The organism is Paraburkholderia fynbosensis (genome assembly GCF_902859935.1).
GTDB lineage: Bacteria > Pseudomonadota > Gammaproteobacteria > Burkholderiales > Burkholderiaceae > Paraburkholderia > Paraburkholderia fynbosensis.
The window spans coordinates 136,353-150,914 of sequence record NZ_CADIKI010000010.1 but is presented as its reverse complement, the minus strand read 5'-3'; the positions used below and the strand labels follow the sequence as shown (position 1 = coordinate 150,914).

Annotated in this window: 15 protein-coding genes and 3 pseudogenes; 11 read left to right on the top strand and 7 right to left on the bottom strand. The window is 56.5% G+C overall.

Annotated elements, in window-relative coordinates; genetic code table 11:
* Positions 1 to 628: 628 nt before the first annotated feature.
* Positions 629 to 946: a helix-turn-helix domain-containing protein gene (locus HV770_RS18345; RefSeq protein WP_246290986.1), complete on the bottom strand. Its 318-nt coding sequence runs from the start codon at positions 944 to 946 to the stop codon at positions 629 to 631.
* Between the two features lie 139 nt (positions 947 to 1,085).
* Here HV770_RS18345 and HV770_RS18340 point away from each other — a divergent pair, with 139 nt between their 5' ends.
* The 6 genes from HV770_RS18340 (at position 1,086) to HV770_RS18320 (ending at position 4,384) form a co-directional block, all read left to right on the top strand.
* Complete coding sequence (locus HV770_RS18340) at positions 1,086 to 1,844, top strand: hypothetical protein (protein ID WP_175161622.1); 759 nt, start codon at positions 1,086 to 1,088, stop codon at positions 1,842 to 1,844.
* 11 nt (positions 1,845 to 1,855) lie between these two features.
* Positions 1,856 to 2,215 (top strand): hypothetical protein, encoded by a 360-nt coding sequence (locus HV770_RS38715; RefSeq protein WP_246290984.1) that lies wholly within the window; start codon positions 1,856 to 1,858, stop codon positions 2,213 to 2,215.
* 30 nt (positions 2,216 to 2,245) lie between these two features.
* Entirely contained in the window at positions 2,246 to 3,181 is a 936-nt protein-coding gene (locus HV770_RS18330) for an HAD domain-containing protein (protein ID WP_246290983.1), read from the top strand.
* On the top strand, positions 3,178 to 3,396 hold the full coding sequence (locus HV770_RS18325) for a MerR family transcriptional regulator (RefSeq protein ID WP_175161791.1): 219 nt from the start codon (positions 3,178 to 3,180) through the stop codon (positions 3,394 to 3,396). The genes HV770_RS18330 and HV770_RS18325 overlap by 4 nt, the downstream gene beginning before the upstream one ends.
* Positions 3,397 to 3,723: 327 nt before the next feature.
* A complete protein-coding gene (locus HV770_RS39760; RefSeq protein ID WP_425497448.1) occupies positions 3,724 to 3,927 on the top strand; it encodes a BPSL0761 family protein in 204 nt (67 codons plus the stop codon).
* A gap of 148 nt (positions 3,928 to 4,075) precedes the next feature.
* Positions 4,076 to 4,384, top strand: a complete 309-nt coding sequence (locus tag HV770_RS18320; RefSeq protein WP_217468615.1) for a helix-turn-helix domain-containing protein — start codon at positions 4,076 to 4,078, stop codon at positions 4,382 to 4,384.
* Between the two features lie 15 nt (positions 4,385 to 4,399).
* Here the strand turns inward: HV770_RS18320 and HV770_RS18315 are convergent, their stop codons facing one another.
* Positions 4,400 to 5,107, bottom strand: coding sequence for a hypothetical protein (locus tag HV770_RS18315; protein ID WP_175161790.1), 708 nt, complete (start codon positions 5,105 to 5,107; stop codon positions 4,400 to 4,402).
* Between the two features lie 769 nt (positions 5,108 to 5,876).
* Complete coding sequence (locus HV770_RS18310) at positions 5,877 to 6,905, bottom strand: phosphotransferase enzyme family protein (RefSeq protein ID WP_175161789.1); 1,029 nt, start codon at positions 6,903 to 6,905, stop codon at positions 5,877 to 5,879.
* Between the two features lie 213 nt (positions 6,906 to 7,118).
* On the opposite strand from HV770_RS18310, the pseudogene HV770_RS18305 reads away from it, so the two are divergent.
* From HV770_RS18305 to HV770_RS18295, 3 genes and pseudogenes are all read left to right on the top strand, one after another.
* Positions 7,119 to 7,551, top strand: a pseudogene (locus HV770_RS18305) (SOS response-associated peptidase family protein); the annotation flags it as partial.
* A 958-nt stretch (positions 7,552 to 8,509) separates the two neighbouring features.
* Complete coding sequence (locus tag HV770_RS38710; RefSeq protein ID WP_246290981.1) at positions 8,510 to 8,665, top strand: hypothetical protein; 156 nt, start codon at positions 8,510 to 8,512, stop codon at positions 8,663 to 8,665.
* Positions 8,666 to 9,377: 712 nt separating this feature from the next.
* Entirely contained in the window at positions 9,378 to 9,836 is a 459-nt protein-coding gene (locus tag HV770_RS18295) for a DUF2846 domain-containing protein (protein WP_175161788.1), read from the top strand.
* Positions 9,837 to 10,149: 313 nt separating this feature from the next.
* Here HV770_RS18295 and HV770_RS18290 read toward each other — a convergent pair whose 3' ends face one another.
* The 3 genes from HV770_RS18290 to HV770_RS18280 form a co-directional block, all read right to left on the bottom strand.
* The gene (locus HV770_RS18290) at positions 10,150 to 10,788 is read right to left on the bottom strand and encodes a glutathione S-transferase family protein (RefSeq protein WP_175161787.1); all 639 of its coding nucleotides are present in this window, start codon (positions 10,786 to 10,788) and stop codon (positions 10,150 to 10,152) included.
* Positions 10,789 to 11,265: 477 nt separating this feature from the next.
* Positions 11,266 to 11,919: a gamma-glutamylcyclotransferase gene (locus HV770_RS18285; protein ID WP_175161786.1), complete on the bottom strand. Its 654-nt coding sequence runs from the start codon at positions 11,917 to 11,919 to the stop codon at positions 11,266 to 11,268.
* Between the two features lie 448 nt (positions 11,920 to 12,367).
* Positions 12,368 to 12,490: a hypothetical protein gene (locus tag HV770_RS18280; RefSeq protein ID WP_425497447.1), complete on the bottom strand. Its 123-nt coding sequence runs from the start codon at positions 12,488 to 12,490 to the stop codon at positions 12,368 to 12,370.
* A gap of 20 nt (positions 12,491 to 12,510) precedes the next feature.
* Between HV770_RS18280 and HV770_RS18275 the strand changes: the two are divergent.
* Together HV770_RS18275 and HV770_RS18270 are read left to right on the top strand one after the other, a co-directional pair.
* Positions 12,511 to 12,633, top strand: a pseudogene (locus HV770_RS18275) (methyl-accepting chemotaxis protein); the annotation flags it as partial.
* Positions 12,634 to 12,706: 73 nt separating this feature from the next.
* Positions 12,707 to 13,033 (top strand): annotated as a pseudogene (locus tag HV770_RS18270) (DUF427 domain-containing protein).
* Positions 13,034 to 13,123: 90 nt separating this feature from the next.
* On the opposite strand, the gene HV770_RS18265 reads toward HV770_RS18270, so the two are convergent.
* The gene (locus HV770_RS18265; protein WP_175161784.1) at positions 13,124 to 14,299 is read right to left on the bottom strand and encodes an epoxide hydrolase family protein; all 1,176 of its coding nucleotides are present in this window, start codon (positions 14,297 to 14,299) and stop codon (positions 13,124 to 13,126) included.
* Positions 14,300 to 14,562 lie beyond the last annotated feature (263 nt).

Here is a 14,562-nt window from a genome sequence, read left to right as displayed (position 1 = left end):
AGCCGGCAACGCCGGCGCGTCAGTATCGAGTGTGTGCAACTCTGGCACTGCCCGCAGGGCAGCTATCCACACCCTTGCGGTGTGGATAGCAGAGTTGTGCACACGGGAACTTGCACCGCGGCCAAACATTGGGTTGCTTCCTCACGATGTAGCGCGCTCCGGAAGAGCGAGCTCAGTTAGCGCAGTTTCTACTCAAACTCAGCCACGAACCAACAAGCCAGAATGGCTTGAGCCTCACACCAGCAACATAGTTCGCCAGCGCCGAGCCACCTCTCGCCGCTCGCAATTACTGATGGCGGTCTGAATTGCCTCGGTGCGAGCCGCGCTCTTCTTGTGTGAAGCTTACCTTTTATCCGGCTGCTCGAAGCCGCTTAGCACCAAGGTGCCCTGGCGATATGCCCAAACTATCTTCAATGGATAAAAGCGCAGTGGTGTAGCAGGAAAAGTGGTTATGTCCAGTTGCGCTCACGCAGCTGCCATCGGCCGGTGCTCAACCTTGATGTCGGTCCACATCGACACCGGTCATAACTCGAACCACGAGCCATAAATGTGCGAGCGAGTTTGAAACCTGAAAGGGAAATCGGTGCGTGGGAGCGTAATCGCCGAAGTGAACCCTGCTTTCCTGTAGTCAGCTTTCCTCTGGCTGGGGGCCGGCCTTGTTCTTTCTGCCCATCTTCACCGGAACGGCAACGTCCTCCCGCTCAGCCAACAAATCGAACTCGTCCACGCCGAGAGCCTGAGCCAATGACACGAGCGTATCGAGCGTGACGCTGCGTCGCCCGAGCTCAAGCTGGCCGATGTGTGTGCGATGAATGCCAGCGCGGTCCGCAAGATTCTCTTGGGACAGACCTCGTTGCCCTCGGAAGAATCGCAGATTCCTCGCAAGGCGGTCACGGAATGAAGCTTGGCGCGATGTAGTTTTCTCTGCCATATGGGGCAGGAGCATTACCCATCAACGCCCCGAAATCTACAGCCTATAAAGTGGCACTTTATAAAGTGCCACTCTTTACAGTTCATATTGATGCATCTACACTTCGGGCAATCCGCAGTTTGCGGGCGGCTCTCTTCTGTCGTTCGCGGCTGAGATGTTCATTCCGTATGCCGCGCCAGCGTCGAATATCGATGTCGCGCGTCGGCAGCAAACTTCACTTTCACAATCGCTGACCGCGAGGGACTTGCTCGTCCTGTCGCAGGTAGACGACGGAGGAATCTTAGTGACTGCTCCTCGAGCACAGCGTCGCACACGGTCGGTTGAGAACTCGCCAGCGGTGCGCCGACAGGTCAAATTGGTCGAACCGGTGGACACCGAACTTCATCCCCAGCCCCGCTTGTGGATGCTGAACGCCTGGCAAAACGACCTGTTCTCCCGGTTCCCACTCTTCTTTCGGGCGGAGCATCACCACGACTCATACCCTGCGAACATCTCGCATTTTGGCATTCAGCGCGGAGTCGGCTGGTATCCAACCATCGAGGCACTCGCGCGCGACGCTGAGTTTGAGCTACGAATACTATGGCGCGAGCAACTCCAGTTTCCAGAGAAGCTCCCTGCGCTGGATAGCGCGCTGGCATCCGGCCGAACCACCTACTTGCTACTTCCCATCTGCACGGATATTGAGCAAGTCCTCGGCAAGTTCGTAATTGCCCTGCTGCCTCGGAAAATGTGTCCGACAGATGTCTGGGGACGCATTCGCAAGTATGTGGAAATCGCCGAAGGGAGTGCGCTGTGCGTCTGCGAAAGCTGCGGGCACGGGGGGACTTTTCGCGAAAGCTATTGGCGTAGAGTTTATTGCGACGACTTCATCGCGCCAGAGGTCCGCCGGGCGCAAGTGGCCGTACCCTCATGAACGGGTCAAGCATGCAGACCAACATCCCCCCGCCCTCCAGCGTCCCAGACAACTTTCCGCGCGACAACTCACCCAGTGTCGTCGCCGGGGCGCAGCCGAAGGTCTGCGTCGTTCTGTCCGCGGGCAAATACGTTGCCGGACAAACCGACGTCGTGCGCCAAGAGCGCTGGACCATTTGCGAGGACCTAGCTCACCAACTCCTCTCGAAAGCGGAAAAGGATGCTGAAACTCATCCCGAATACGGCAACGATGTCACGCTCGAGCGGATTTTCGCCGCGGTCGCTCGAAAGGGTTGGGTGTCCTGCTCGGAGCTGACTTGGCTCATCTCTCGCATTCAAGCCCTGTTGAACGGGTACCGTCTCTGGGACTAGGCTACTTATTCCGTCGCGCAATCCAGCACCATGCCTTTAACGCCATCTACACCCAACTCGCCGCTCACCCCGCTCGCCGTAGACCTCCGCGCACTCGGCCATTTGGTTCGCAGTTGCAGACTGCGATGCGAACTCAACCTGCTAGACGCCGCTGAATATCTCTACGTCGATGTTGCCGAATTGAGCGGCATCGAAGATGGATTGTCCGTACGAACTGAGGTCCTGTTTAAGGTGTTCGCCGGTTTCGGACTTGAGATGCTCGTTATGAAGCGGGACGACGCTAGCGACGCACTCGCGGCAGTCGGCCATACCGTCAATTGGAATGAAGTGATGGAGCGGCGTTTTCCCAGGCGAGAGCAGCCGAAGCTTGTGCCATTAATCATGGACAACACGACGCCGACGCTGTTCGTCGATTTCGATGGCACGCTTCACGTCGGCAATGCCTACATCGACGACAGCGACGAGATAACACTCGACACCGGCCGTCCGCTGCTTGAATTCGCGCCTCTGTTATTGGACTTGCTCGCGCCCTATCCTGACGTGAAAATTGTTCTGACGACATCGTGGGCGCGCCGCTTGACAGAGCAGTGCGTCATCGCCTATCTGCCGCCCGAACTTCAACGGCGCGTGGCGGGCACGACCAGCAGCATCAAGCCGCGGCGCAGCTATGTGTTGGATGGCACTGAGCGAACTGACGTCATCCGTAGCTATGCGTATGGCAAACGTCTGAAACACTGGCTCGCAATCGATGACGCAGTGTTCGGAGTTGAGCGTTTCGAGCGCGTGCCGGGCGAACTCGTCGACCATTTCCTCCTACTCGATTCATCCAAAGGAATTGGCGACGACGACGCATTGAGGCATATCGCGAGATGGCTGGCACGTGTTCACTCGGAGACGGCGCTCGAACTCGGCAGCGAAAGGGCGCAGTCCTCCGCAGCAGACGAAAGCAAACGCGGTAAGCCATGACGCTAGTCGAAGCTGCGGAATTTCTATTCGTCAGTCGTGCCCATGTGAAGAAGCTTGTGGAGTCTGGAAGGCTGATTGAGGTCATGCCTAGAAACGCATGCCGCACGCCCGATATCGACGTCGCCTCCGGGGAGATGTACAAAGCAGAGCTAGACACCGTAAGGGGAGCCTACCTCGACTCCCAGACCGAGGACGACGACCCGATGGTGCATTGAACACCAAACACCTAGCCGCTTAGCAACCACATAGGCCGCCCATGCTGTTATCTGTCGAGCCTTTGTATCGACCATACGTTGCGCCGATTCCACTGATGACTGCTCGGAAGCATTGCGATGAAACACTATCGTCCATTCTGCGACTTGTTCTTTCGGTTCGCGTCATCGCAGGAGAACATCGACCGTGTAGCGGTTCGCCTTACGTTGGTTACAGCTACTTCAATCGCAATCACGATTGTTCTACACATCGCTTACCTCGTTGGCATGTAGGTAGGACGTCAGCCATCTAGAGCCACGCCCGAACAGCTTCTATCTGACAGACACCCAATGACTACATCATACGAGCGGACCCTCGCCTTATTTCAGACCCGTGACCTTCTCGAAGCGCTCGTTTGCGCGCCTGACGAAATAGCGCATCGCATGGTTCGTGAAGAGGCACTGCGCTTGCTCGAGCACTATCCGCTGAACGCGCACATACAGCTGACAGCTATTGCATTACCGGATATGTGGGACGCAATGAGAAGACGATGAGACGCCGACCGCCCCTTTCGAAACCGCCGGCAACATGCGGCAAATATATTCCCTTTATCCGCGCTGTCAGCTTGAATGAGCAACATATTGCCGCTTATTGCAGACGCTGTCGGAGGTGGAAAGAGCTGGAAATCACCGTCACTACCCAATGCAAATACGAACACCAGGTGAGATAGCAGCTGACCTCGGGCAGAGTCTGAGAACGCTTCGAATCCACAAGAATCTCGACCAAGCCACTGTCGCGGCCCGCGCCGGCATCAGCGTGCGCTCCTTGCGCAATCTTGAAAACGGCGACGGCTCGTCACTGCACACGCTCATCCTGGTGCTTCGTGTACTCGGGCGCGAGGCATGGCTGGACACCATCGCACCCGTGCCGACCATAAACCCAGTGATGATGACCCGCAAGGCGGTTCCGCGCCAGCGAGCCGGCAAGCCTCGCCGGAGAAATGTCGACTAAATTACTGCCGCGCTCTTACTTTTCCTTTTCGCCGAGCAACTTCACGGCGTACTCAAGCACGGCTATCGCGCGATTCATTTCCTGAACAATCTGCCAGGTCGCGAAGGTCATCAGATAAAAGGCTGGCACGACAAAAACCAGCACTCGCAAGAACATTTCTGAGTGCGACCATATTGATGACGCTACACCAACGAATGCGGCCATGGCCGGAAACAAGCCAATCTTGTCCAGAGCGCCCGCTATCATGGCTCCCCTTCGCTCGAAAGACTCTCTCTCGTGCCTGTACTGCAACAGATACAGCTCGACAACTTCCTTACGGCACGCCATCAAGCTCTCTAGGTCAGCAATGTCCGCCTCGGTCGCAGCTCTGATTGACCATAGCATCGGCGAATACGGCTCTTTCCTGATTCGATTGAAGAACGGAACAGCCCCCCCGATACCGATGAACCATGCGGCAATAACTATCATTCCAATCAGAACAGCCGCAACTAGAGCAGCCACGCGTAAATACTCGTTGCCAAGGAAGGCGCTAATGACGACGAGCACAAACAGTGCAATGAAAATTGCAATCGAATGATTGAACAACGACTTGGATTTTTGTTCGACCCACTTCTCGACTGGACTCTTGTTCCGCTCAGGGAGCCTGCGCGTGGTCAGTCTCTTCGCAATCTCATGGACACCATCAAGCACCCCATTATGTGATTTCCAACCTCTTACGGTCATCCTGAACCCGCTGCTGCATATCTTCTCCTGATTGCATCGAACACACTGCGAAGCCAATCATGCCACCCACCTCTGACGAATGCACGTTTACGCGTGATTTAGCACTGGCGTCTTACGCCGGATGCCATTGCAAGTGAGGTTGCCGCGTTTAGCGATGGAATTTGTGTGCGACTGTAGCCGGCCGGAAGCGGAGAGGCATTGCAGCGGCGTCATGCCACTCTCCTAGCATCAGCAAGACATGGACTGCAACGGCAAACCCAACCAGTCAGAACCGAGCCTGTCTCCAGACAGACTCTTGAAGTTTCACGGGAATTGAGAAGTTTCAAAAGTGATGAAACCTCGTGATACCAGCGTCGGGCGGTAAGACTAGCGTCGGATTTGGATTACTCGTCGGGCGTGTCATTCCCTCCTTGGAGTCGACGGACGAGGCGGCGAAGAGTCTCGAAGATTTGCATTACACCGGCGCGCCGCAGATATCTGCCTTAAAGTAAAGCAGCAGGAAGCACGCATTGGGAGCTCTGAGTTTCTCTGGTTCGTGAGGCACGAGTCACCTCCTGTAAGCAGGCCCTAACTGCTTGACGCGGCAACGGGGAACGTAGTGTGGCCGACGGTTAGGCACGGCTGACGTCGCGCTTATGACTGCACCATTCACGTCCGCAGCCAGTGCTGCGGACGTGTGACTGGTTGCGTCAAATGCCTCAGCAATCAAAGGCGCCCCAACCGACACCGCACCGTCTAGCTGACGCTAGCCATGTATATTTCTTGCCATTCAGCCGCCCGGTGTCGAGAGTGTGTGCCATTCTTTTACAAGCTCAAAGTTTTTTCTAAACCATGGACCCCGAAAGACCCGAGAACCCATCCGGTGAAGGCGGCTTGCGTACTCTCCCATCAACCAGAAATGTCGGATAGCAACGAACGTGCTGATGGCCTCAAAATCGACCGATGGTATCGCGTGAATACTGCGGTAGCCATTCACAAAATGCGCCCAGCTGGTCTCAACTTTTTCGTCCGGCTTTGCGAGCTGGCGTCCCAGCAGGTTACTCCAGAGATACACTGAGAGGTCGTAGGCAAGGTAGCCTGGGCCCCCGTCGTCGAAGTCAAAGAACGAGGCGACCCGCCCACCGTCCGGCCCATCGCTCATAAACGTATTGCCTCCGTGGCAATCGCCGTGGCATGCAACGAGTGTGAGGTCGGTGAGCGTCGTTATTCGCGCCTCGAGGTCTGTTGCAATCAATCGCAGCATATCGCGAACGCTCTCGTCTAGCTCCCTAAGCGCTAACAGACGTGCGAGGGGGCGACGCAAGAGGTGGTCGAAATCTAGCTGATAGTTACTTCCAGGCCCATCGTAGCTGCTAGAAGCGACATGAATTCGCGCTAGCTCTGAGCCCATCACCGCGATGTCTGTTAGCTGGATTCCTGGCGGTTTTCCGGATAGAAAATCGAAGACTACTAACGACCGCCGCCCTTCAGGCGCGGCAATCTCAGTACTGAATCCGCCATCCTTCGCTACCCATGGCGCAGCAACGGCGGTTCCGGCACGCTTAAGGTGCCGAAGCAAGGCCGTCTCATAGTTGACATTCGGTTCGCCCCTCTCGATGCGAGAGCTCAAGCGTGCGACACAGCGCCGGCCATCTGCCAAGGCAACTTCGTAAATATCGTTGAAGCCCGACTGCAACAACGTACAGTCGTCGATGGTTCCGAGTGCGAAGGTACTTTCAAGAACTTTGCGAATCTCATCGCCACTGATGGTCGAATAGACTACCTGCACTGGGTTTGAGATAGCGTTTGTCGTAAGCATGGTCGCTGTCCTTTAAGAGAAAATACAGCGGAGATTATGCTGCAACTACCCGGCCCAAAAAAAAACCACCGAGGAGACCAAACAGTAACGCTTCACGGTGGTTTGATGCATTTCGCATGGTTCTAGCGGTTGACGACCGCTAGCTTTGCCATCAGCTCTTTGCTCGGGTATTACGTGTAACTTCGGAGCGTTATCTTTGAAGGAAAATCGTGCACATACAACGCTAAAAGAAATTCTCTGGAGGGCTTCTGGAAGCCATGCTTCGGCCACACGCATGGCTTGATGCTCGTCGAGGTCTTCCACGAGAACGTGAAGAGGGCGAAGATGGAAGGTACGTTACTGGAGACGCATTAAGGACGAGAACGTCGTCCTCGAGTTTCGCCCGAGTAACGGCTAGCTGATGCACGTCGCATGCCTTTGGTCGAAATGTACCGCGGCGGGCGAGCCAGAGTTAATGTCGTTTGCGGCCATCACGGACGAGCCGGCAGCAGAAGTCGCGGCGGCAGGTCACGACCGGTGCATCGTTCCTATCAAGCCGGAAAACATGGATGCATGGCTTAACCCAGACCCGTCGGACCTCGCAGCCTCGTACGCCATCCTTGATGACAAAGAGCGGCCGTACTACGAGCACCAACTGGCGGCATAGTGATTGGGCAGGCGGATATTCGTGCTGGAGGGGACAGTGCGCGGAGCGGATACTCGGGACTTGTTTTCGGAACGTAACGCCACCGGCTTCGCCGGCGACATCAAGGAATTGAGGCAGCAGGTCGCGGCCCATCTACGATTTCTGCGTCACTTCACAGGTCCAGCCAAGTAAACCCTCGAGCGTGGCCACCTCGGCAACAGGTCCAATTCTTTGGACCGGGGCGATACCTACTTTGATGAGGATGTCGTCACCGTCACGGTAGATTCTTTTGTGCGAGTTCCATATGTCATCGGTTGGTGGTGATGGTTGAACCGCGCGCCGTAAAGACGCATGTGCGCGTCGTCGCCTGCATGACCACCGTCCGAAATTGCGCCGCAGGTTTCGACCGGTGCATCATGCCCATTGAGGCTGAACACATCGTCGCGTGGTTGGGTCTGGATTCGAGCAACGCGTCGGCGTTGTACGCAATTCTCGTTCACCGGGAGCAGCCGTACCGCTGACATTAACTGTGGCACGACCTCGCGTTGTATCCGAGTCATTACCGTGAACTGGAACAGCGTTCAGTCCACCAATCGCGAGCTATTAAAGTACGGCATTCAAGAGCCAAGAGCCATCCGACCTGATGAATTCGTATGTGAGACCTTGGCTCTCACCGCTGTCCGGGCTGTAATAAACGGCCCTGAAGGTGAACGCGTTCAACGACTTTTGCGTCCACGAGTCCGTCCGCAAGATGCTCAAGCAACGGTTTTTAGGGGCGTACCTCATGTACGTGAACGGCGCTGGGACGTATCCGTTCCCTAGTTGCGCAGACGTGTACATGCTTAGCACCTGGGAAGCGTTCCAATCGTGATAGCAGGCTGATTTCGACATGACCGCAACTAGCACGGGCTGAGCCCACGAGCCCGAAAAGGCAGCAGCGTTGGTAAGCGCTGGCCTGCTTTCGGCGAAGGACACTCAGGTGAAAGCTGCCTTCGGTAATCAAATGGTGGCCGGCGTCGAATATTCGGTTACCGATGAGGGCAAGAAGTATCTCGTTAAAGGGGCGGCCGGAAACTTGGGCAACTGGGATGCCTTCTGCGGTGGCAAGTACAGCGTATCCGTCGGTCCAGCATGATGTGACGGGGTCCCCTGGAGACAAGGCAGTGCTGGTTACAACCAACGATGGCTGGATGCATGAGCGACTGTTCAAGAGCAAAGGCGGTTGATTGGATGGCTTGGGCAGGCGAGCCCAATTGGCCAAATGCCGTATGGCGACAATGATTTTCACTTGGAGGGAAAGCGGTGATACGCGACATATCCGCATTCAACTCCATCTCTTCCGAACTGTCGCCTTAAACGTCGTTAATCATAGAAGTTATGGACGGACATATTACACAACTTCAGCTTAAGTTTCTATCGACTGTGCCGATAACACTTAGTGGGAAATGACAACGGGTTTATCTTGTTTGAATCTAAAGTCTTCGTGACATCGCTGCTGCTTTCCGTAGCGCTCTCCGCATGTGCGCCGGCAATACAGGTCCAAGGCACTCAGCTGACTTCTCTAATCGGAACGCAGCAGCGCGTTCGCATTGTCCAGCCAGTGTTCATTAAACTTGCGACTGGATATTCACGGCAAGTTCGTGGCGGCTCACAGTGGCGGCCAGTCGGTGAATTGCCACAAGGCGTCGTTTTTCAACCCGTAGGAGGAGTGTTCACCATCGAAGGCCGCCAGGTGCATGAGGCGTATCTTGTAGTCAAAGGTCAAACTTTGACGGGATTTTTCCTTCCTCGCGAATCTCACTTTTCCCCGTTAGAGCCACCTCAATCTATAACGTTCGAGAGAATAAATGACTAATCTTTTCAAAGCATTGGTGGCCGGCGCTTTTGTAGCGTTTGTCGCCTCTGGTTGCGCCAGTGGACCTCGGTATAAGGACGTCGCCTCCTCAATCCCGACTTTGAAAGAGGCACAGGGTCGTATTTACTTTTATCGCTCCAGTTCGATGTTCGGCGCAGCGCTCCAGCCTGGCATTAATTTGAATGGTACGGTGGTCGGAAAGTCGCAACCGGGGGGCTTCTTTTTTGTTGACGAACCCGCGGGTCAGTACGTCGTGTCGACTGCCACTGAGACCGAGAAAACGGTGTCTTTTAAGCTGGACGCTGGCGAAACGAAATACGTGAAGACTAGCGTCGGATTTGGATTACTCGTCGGGCGTGTCATTCCCTCGTTAGAGTCGACGGACGAGGCGGCGAAGAGTCTCGAAGATTTGCATTACACCGGCGCGCCGCAGATATCTGCCTCAAAGTAAAGCAGGAGGAAGCACGCATTGGGAGCTCTGAGTTTCACTGGCTGGGAGGCACGAGTCACCTCCGCTAAGCAGGCCTTAACTGCTTGACGCCGCAACGGGGAACGTAGTGCGGCCGACGGTGACGGGTCGGACTCACTGCTCTTGATGCTCTCGTTCACGGCTGTTTGACTGATATCGCATCAAAGAGGACAACACTGGTTCGGCTCGCAGTACGGCGGATACGAGGTGCGCTAACCGACAAAAAACAAACTCCTCGCCGCGCGACGAGGAGTTTGTTTGTCAGGACTGGGCGGCTATGGCCGCCCGGCTTCCGTTACGCCGCCAGTCGTTCCTTGTGCAGCGCGACGAGTTCAGCTTCGTCCTTCAAGGCCTTTTGTACTGCAGGGCGCGCTTCGATGCGCGCGATGTATGCAGCTAGGTTCTTCAGATGGTCTAGGTTGACACCGGAACGCTTATGCCACAGCGTTGCCCACACGTATGCGTCAGCAACCGTGAACTGCTCACCCGTCAGGTACGAGCGGCCATCGGCCAGTTGCTTGTCGAGCACACCGTATGCGGTAAGCAGCTTGTTCGTGTGGAATTCGATGCCTTCCGGCGTCATCAGCTTGCGCATCAAGGGGATGTGCTTCTGCGCGATTTCGGTAGCGATGAAGGTCAGCAATTGGTCCATACGAGCGCGCTCAAGCGTGCCATGCTTCGGAATCAGGTTCGCTTCCGGATGCTGGTCTGCGAGATAGGACGTGATGGTGATGGTCTCGGTCAGAGCTTCCTTCTCACCGTCGAGCACGAGTGCTGGCACGTAGAGAAGCGAATTCACGTCAGAGAACGTCGTACCGTCGGTCGTCGACTTGCCGAAAACGTCGAAATGAACCAGTTCCGGCGTCAGGCCGATTTCGTTAGCGATGGCCTGTGCGGCGAGGGAGCAGGTCGCCTGGGCGATGTAGAGTTTCATTTTAGCGTCTTCCTACGTGGATGAATTACCGGTGTTAACCGGGTTTCGGTTGGTGCGCGTGTGCTGCACCGTTGGGATGAAGTATGGTCAAAACGGCGCTTCCGATAAACACCAGTTCAAGAGTCAGTCTGTCGAAGCACGAGCGACAATCGGCGTGTGCATTTCCATCCAGGAGAGCTGCGTAGCAACGGCTGGTCGCCAGCGGTATCACGAGACTTGCTGCCAGAATGAGAGCACCCATTGAAACTTCCTTTACGGCGAGAACTCAGGTACGGTGGCCCGCGCTATCAGTCGACGAGGAATAGATGAACCGAATCGCGACTCGCGTTCAGGCTTACGCCAGACAGTCATTTCTGTCCGTACCCCGTGTGAAAAATGTACCTTGCGCGGAGGGCGAGAAAAGGCCGCCGCCGGCGAATTGATACTTCGGCTCTGTCTGACAAACCATCCAAACGGCGCAGTCGATTACGCGGGGCTTTAAGTGAGTCGCTGAAGTTGGGCCGCTAGCTCGTCTATGTACGAGTCGCACATCTGGCAATCGGCAAGTGCGCGTTGCAGTTTGAACACGTACTCCGCATTGGTGCCGAACGACCCGGATGCAACTGCCATGAGCGGAGCTATCGCTGCTGGCCGGGCGTCGGGTTCGAATTGAGCCTGGTGCGAGTTCGCCACGAACACGAGGGCGATTGCTTCTCCACCCGCCCTGAACCTGATGGGTGCCCAGGTTGGGGTATAGGCCCCGGTGACCATCTCCCGAATCCAGAGAATGCGCAGTTCTTCGTTCAGTGTTGACTCCGGCATACGCAGCGCTACACCTTCGGTCGTGCCGCCAGGCTCGAGCGACAGCATCCTTCCGGGCTTCTCGGGACTGCCGCGGCCAGCGATGAGGCGAATACAGAAGCTGCGGCGCCAGTCATCGAGTGTCGCGATGACGCGACTGTCATACTCGGAAACGGGATTCCACATCAGCGAGCCATACGCAAAGACCCAAAGGTCTCCCTGCTCTGGTCGACGCGACATGGTTTCGGCAAGCGACTGGTCTATCTGGGCTTGGGTCCAGAGAATATCTTTCGGCAGCGAGTCAAAGCTCTCGAGATACGCTCCCGAGCTGATGGCAGTTCGGTTCAGCATGGCATGGGTCTCTTTATAGGCGGCACGACCTCGCTTACGGGTGAGCATGCACGCGAGGTTGTCTGACGCACTTGCATCAGCCCGAACGACAGGTGGTCCGGCGAACCAATAAGTCGTTCTTAGAGATTCGCCTGAGAGGGTGATTTCGAAGTATGGCGGGCGACGCCTTCCAGATAAACTCCCATACAGGAGACGCAGCGTCTTCGCCGAAGCGACAATGAGACAGGCGCATCTGACTGCAGATAAACCGTTGTTGATTGTCTAGTCTGGCCGAATGATATTTTTTCTCCGAAGGCCTAAGAACCTCGTATGCGCAGAGGACGCATTGGAGTCGGCACGGCCTATCCGACCTCGATGGCGCGCCGGTCTCGCCCGATGGCCAATGTGGCTTGGTCAGGCGGATGCCTTCCGGTAGGCAGTTGCTCCCCGGAAGGTGGCCAGAGCCTTTTCAGGCCTTGACGTTGAATGCGGATACTGCCCCGGCCAGGGACTGCGCCTGATGCTCCAGTGACTGGGCAGCCGCGGCCGCCTGCTCGACAAGCGCGGCGTTCTGCTGCGTCACCTCATCCATCTGCGAGATGGCCCTAACCTGCCGGAGAGGACGGCCGGGGCTTTGCAGTCGTCGCCGGCGAAGTTCGCAGCCTCGCTCAACGCAGCGCTACAGCCGCGAAGGAAATCAAGCAGCTCATTGCAGCTTCGACGTCCCGCATCAGAAAGAGGAGTTTTCACGCAACCATCCGGAAGGGTCGTTAAGCTGCCCGATGCCCGTCACCCCATCACCGTGGGTATGACCGGGATTCACGTGATGGTGAAGAGTGAAGGTAGAGTCATCGCGGATACGCGGCGGGCAGTAACCTTCACCGAATCGAAGTACGCGCCTGTTCAATATATTCCGCGTGAGGATGTAGACATGTCGTTCCTCGAGCCGACGGAGCAAAAGACCTATTGCGCGTACAAGGGCGAAGCGTAGTACTTCAGCATCATTGGCGTCGGTGAGCGCGGGGCAAACGCCGTGTGGTCGTACGGGGGGGCTTACCCGGCCGTGGCGCAGATTGATGGGCGTCTCGCGTTCTATCCCGACCGCGTTGATTCCATCGAGGTTCTGGAGAACTGATACCTCCCAAAGCAGACGGCACCTGAGAGTCTTAGGTGCCGTTCGCGCTTCGGCGCAGGCTGATATTTCATCAGCCAGGCTCGTGGTCAATCAGTTCGGCGTCGGAGCCAGGACGTGGCCTTCAACTTGCGATTGCCGGACCTTGGCAAATGCTGCACGAACTTCCGCAGCGAAGATTTCCGGTTGTTCGAATGCGGCGAAGTGGCCACCCTTAACGGTGCGATGCCAGTAGAACATGTTGCTGAACGTGCGCTCAGCCCATTCCTTCGGCGGCGTGTAGATTTCACCCGGGAACACGCTGACGGCGACCGGAATGTCGACTGGCACTGCAGCGAAGGTCAGACCCGGGTGTTCAGCGTACATGCGCGCAGAGGAAGCGCCGCTGTTGGTCAACCAGTAGAGCGTGATGTTGTCGAGCATCTGGTCGTACGAGAAAACGTCTTCCGGGACACCCTTGCTGTCGCTCCATGCGCCGAGCTTTTCGTAAATCCATGCGGCGAGGCCTGCAGGCGAGTCAACGAGCGAATAGCCGATGGTTTGCGGACGCGTCGTTTGAAGGTGATGGTAGTACGAGCCGTCGGTGGCGAATTGCATGCATTGGTCGATTGCAATCTGCTCTTCCGCCGTCGGGGCCTCTGGGAAGGGGGTCGGCGCGACGAATGGAAGGTTCACGTGAATCGCGAGCAACCCGTCGAGCTTGAGGCGGCCCATCTCGGTCGTGATGACGCTACCCCAGTCGCCACCCTGTGCAACGTACTCGCTGTAGCCGAGGCCCTTCATGATGGTGTCCCATGCGCGGCCGATGCGATTGCGTTCCCATCCCTTCGCCGTCGGCTTATCGCTGAAGCCGTAGCCCGGAATCGAGGGCAGCACGACGTGAAACGCGTCTTCAGCCTTGCCGCCGTACGCGGTCGGGTCGACAAGCAGGTCAATGATGTCGAGGAATTCGACGATGGAACCCGGCCAGCCATGAGTCAGGACTACCGGCAGCGCATTCTCATGCATCGAGCGGATGTGCAGAAAGTGGATGCCGAGTCCTTCGATTTCGGTCTTGAACTGCGGATAGCTGTTGATGCGAGCTTCGACGCGGCGCCAGTCGTATTGGGTGCGCCAGTATTCGACGAGCTTCTGGATGGGGTCCAGCTGCGCGCCCTGAGACTGGTCGTCCACGGTCTCGCGTTCGGGAAAGCGGGTGGCGTCCAGACGCTTTTTCAGGTCATCGAGCTCTGACTGCGGAATGTCAATGCGAAACGGTGTGGTGTTCATCTTCGAACCTACCTTGTAAAAAGCCTGTAGAGGGAAGCCATCCTAGGCGGGCGGGCAGATTTCAGAAAGATGCGTTTTGGAGACGCAGAGTCGCTTGACGGGAGACAGTTGGCAGAACTCCCGTTTGGGTATCGGTGAAGCATTGTCGCTCCTAGGGAGACGCTCTAACCACCGCTGCGCTGTTTATCATCGACGGTTCGTTGTTCAGAATGACGCGCTTCGAAGGTCACATTGCACGTGGGTTCATTGACGTGCCTCGCCAT